Source organism: Candidatus Accumulibacter vicinus, from assembly GCF_000584955.1.
GTDB lineage: Bacteria > Pseudomonadota > Gammaproteobacteria > Burkholderiales > Rhodocyclaceae > Accumulibacter > Accumulibacter vicinus.
In genome coordinates, this window is the sequence record NZ_JDSS02000021.1 from 303,922 (window position 1) to 306,156 (window position 2,235).

At 65.7% G+C, this 2,235-nt stretch carries 3 protein-coding genes; all 3 read left to right on the forward strand.

What is annotated here, in order from left to right; translation table 11 throughout:
- Window positions 1–82 precede the first annotated feature (82 nt).
- Window positions 83–994 (forward strand): RNA-directed DNA polymerase, encoded by a 912-nt coding sequence (locus CAPSK01_RS22615; protein ID WP_273703462.1) that lies wholly within the window; start codon window positions 83–85, stop codon window positions 992–994.
- A gap of 15 nt (window positions 995–1,009) precedes the next feature.
- Window positions 1,010–1,243, forward strand: a complete 234-nt coding sequence (locus CAPSK01_RS22620; protein ID WP_273703474.1) for an SUMF1/EgtB/PvdO family nonheme iron enzyme — start codon at window positions 1,010–1,012, stop codon at window positions 1,241–1,243.
- Window positions 1,244–1,330: 87 nt separating this feature from the next.
- Complete coding sequence (locus tag CAPSK01_RS10350; RefSeq protein WP_273703463.1) at window positions 1,331–2,206, forward strand: formylglycine-generating enzyme family protein; 876 nt, start codon at window positions 1,331–1,333, stop codon at window positions 2,204–2,206.
- The last annotated feature ends 29 nt before the right edge of the window (window positions 2,207–2,235 follow it).

A 2,235-nucleotide genomic window follows, 5' to 3' on the forward strand; every position in this document is an offset into this window, starting at 1 on the left:
CCGGGACGGGCGGCAGCTCCGGGGTGCGCGACCGCACATCGCGCACGTTGACTCAACGATTGAAGGAGCTCTTCAAACGCCCATGAGATTCCATGTGTTCACCATCGAAGTGCGCGATCCCGGTCCGGGACAGGACGCACTCAACGTGTTCTGTGCGCAGCATCGCCTTGCCGACGTGGAAAAGCGTTTCGTCGATCAGGGACTCAACTCGTACTGGACGTTCTGCGTGGCAACGCTCGACGGCGAGGACTCGTCTCGCCCGGCTGCCGAAAGAAAGCGGATTGATTACCGGGAAGTGCTGAACGAGGCCGACTTTGCCGTCTATGCCGATCTGCGCGGTTTGCGCCGGTCGCTCGCCGAGCACGAGGGCGTTCCGCAGTTTGCGCTGTTCACCTACTTCCCATCGATCGACCACGCGATTCTGGTGCGGCTGCTCGCCAGGCGTTTCAAGGGTGCCGATTTTCTCGCCCTGCTCGGGCGAATCATCGCCTCATGCCCGGCGGCTCCCGGGCGCGGGCTGCCGATCGGCTCGCTGACCTCGCAGCATTTCGCCAACCATTACCTTGACGGCGCCGACCGCTTTCTGCTTGCGCATCCGCTCGTCCGCGCCCAGGTGCGTTACATGGACGACATCATCTGTTGGGGCGATGACCGGCAGAGCGTCAGGCAGGTGGTCGGTGATCTGCGCGAATGGCTGCAACGCGAACGGCACCTGACGCTGAAAGCCAACGTTCAGATCAACCGCAGCGAGCGTGGTGTCAGCTATTGCGGCGCGCGCGTGCTGCGCGGTTCGCTGCGCCTCACGCCGCGCAAGCAGGCGCGTTACCGGCACGGCTGCCGGCGCTGGGAGGCCGCCTGGCTGGCAGGCATCATCGACGAAGCGACGTTGCAGCGCGCTTACGCCGCGGTATTGGCGCCGACGCTGCACTGCGACAGCCTGAGTTGGCGAAAACGTCACCTCGAACTCCACCCTTCGCGCTATAGTGAGCAATGAGCGGCCCAATCCACGATCCACTTCTGGTCCGGCTGCTCGGCAGGTGCAGTAGCAAGGGAGGCCATCGCAGGCGACGCCCGCGTGTTGCGCGGCGGCTCGTGGAACAACAACGGCAGGAACGTGCGTTCTGCCTGCCGCAACAGGAACGAGCCAGGCAGGCACAACAACAACATCGGGTTCCGGCTCGCCCTAGCTCCGGAGTCCAGGAGACCGGCTCAGGACCAGATGACCTTCCTGTCCGCCGTGTAACCGGCGGCAAAAAGCCCATGCCCTTCGGCAGGCTGGTAGGCAAGAGGCCGAACGCCTGCCGAAGTGGCGCTTCGCTGGATGCCCGTGATGCCCAACCCCTTTCTTGCTGACGACCGCGCCGCCATCTTCCTGCCCGAGTGCTTCCCGCTGCGCTGGGCCAGCGCCTGGGGTGAAGACGAGTACGGCCTCTGGATGACGCTCGAACTGGTCGAAGCGCAGCAGCGCTTCCGCTGGATTGCCCCCGGGAGTTTCCGGATGGGTTCGCCGGAAGACGAGCCCGAGCGGTACGGCAATGAAGTGCAGCACGAAGTGACGCTGAGCGAAGGTTACTGGCTGGCCGACACGGCGTGCACGCAGGCGCTGTGGGAGGCGGTGACGGGCAGGAACCCAAGCGCGTTTACAGACCAGCCCGGGCAGCCGGTCGAGCAGGTGAGCTGGGACGACGTTCAGGGATTCCTGGGCGAGCTGAATCGGCGGCTGCCCGGTCTCGAAGCGCGCTTGCCGAGCGAAGCCGAATGGGAATACGCGTGCCGTGCGGGAACGACGACGCCGTTTTCGTTTGGCGAGAACATCACTCCCGAGCAGGTCAACTACGACGGGAATCATCCGTATGCCGGTGGCGCGAAGGGCGTGTATCGTGAGAAGACCGTGCCGGTGGGCTCCTTGCCGGCCAATCCGTGGGGTCTGTACGAGATGCATGGCAACGTCTGGGAGTGGTGTGCCGACTGGTACGGGGACTACCCGACGACACAGCAGGTGGACCCGCGCGGTGCGGCGTCGGGCGGCGCCCGCGTGTTGCGCGGCGGCTCGTGGCACTCCTACGGCAGGGACGTGCGTTCTGCCTGCCGCAGCAGGATCGAGCCAGGCGGGCGCCTCAACAACATCGGGTTCCGGTTCGCCCTAGGTCCTGGGAAGCCGGCGAAGCCAAGCCAGGGGAATTCGGCGGCGGAGCCGCCGAATTGAGTGCCGGCGCCCGCGGAGCGGGTGCCGGC